The sequence below is a fragment of the Microvirga brassicacearum genome, assembly GCF_008757455.1.
Lineage (GTDB): Bacteria > Pseudomonadota > Alphaproteobacteria > Rhizobiales > Beijerinckiaceae > Microvirga > Microvirga brassicacearum.
The window spans coordinates 330-755 of record NZ_VCMV01000065.1 but is presented as its reverse complement, the minus strand read 5'-3'; the positions used below and the strand labels follow the sequence as shown (position 1 = coordinate 755).

The following is a 426-nucleotide window of genomic DNA, read 5'->3' as shown; positions in this document are numbered from 1 at the left end:
AGAGGAAAGCCCCAGGATCGCGGACGGATGTCGGATCTGCGTTCTGCCAGCGCAACCAAGCCTCCTGCACCATGTCTTCGGCGGCCGCTCGTGAACCGAGCATCCGATAGGCGAGGCGCACCAGCCTAGGTCGGTGCGCCTCGAACTGGCCGGTATGCTCAGGCAGCATCACGTGCCTCGTCGATCGGGTGCGCAGCCCTGAAGCCGACCTGGAGCCGGTTCCAAACGTTGATCGCGCCGACCGCCAGGGTCAGGTTGACCTGTTCGGCCTCAGTGAACTGAGCTTTGAGCCGCTCATAATCCTCATCCGGTGCCCGCGTCTCGGCGAGCCGGGTGAGCGCCTCCGTCCAGCCAAGCGCCGCGCGTTCCGGCTCGCTGTAGAGGGAGGATTCCCGCCAGGCATCCAGCATGTACAGCCTCATCTCG

Annotated in this window: 2 protein-coding genes; both read right to left on the bottom strand. The window is 65.3% G+C overall.

The window, feature by feature from the left end; all coding sequences use genetic code 11:
* On the bottom strand, window positions 1-169 hold a 169-nt coding region (locus tag FEZ63_RS22285), incomplete at its 3' end, for a sigma factor (RefSeq protein WP_275552362.1).
* Window positions 159-426 (bottom strand): carboxymuconolactone decarboxylase family protein (locus FEZ63_RS25045; protein WP_150948970.1); only part of this gene is annotated, 268 nt, incomplete at its 5' end. The genes FEZ63_RS25045 and FEZ63_RS22285, both read right to left, overlap by 11 nt.